1 protein-coding gene is annotated in these 338 nt (G+C 31.7%); it reads left to right on the top strand.

Translation table 11 applies throughout. The features are described 5' to 3' along the window. Positions 1–338, top strand: a 338-nt coding sequence (locus tag J8281_RS19350) for a DUF3857 domain-containing protein (RefSeq protein ID WP_246849177.1), incomplete at both ends; no start/stop codon positions are given.

The following is a 338-nucleotide window of genomic DNA, read 5'->3' on the forward strand; positions in this document are numbered from 1 at the left end:
GATGGTTTGGTAGAATATTTTTTAGAGCATAAGGTGTACTGGTTAAATTCTGATGAAAAGATTGAAGCATACAACAAAGTATATTTGCCTTACAATAACTCTTCAGAATTAAAAATTAACAAGGCTAGGGTAATTACTAAAAACCATAAAATCATTGAGCTAGACGAGAGTAAAATTTTAACCGCGCAAGACGAGGAAACTGGTAGAAACTACAAATATTTTGCATTTGAAGGCGTAACAAAAGGTAGTTTTATAGAGTATTTTTATGTAGTTAAACGCTACCCTAGATATAGTGGTAAACGGCATACCCTTCAAAAAAGCTACAACATAAAAGATTT

This window comes from Aquimarina sp. U1-2 (assembly GCF_017897595.1).
Lineage (GTDB): Bacteria > Bacteroidota > Bacteroidia > Flavobacteriales > Flavobacteriaceae > Aquimarina.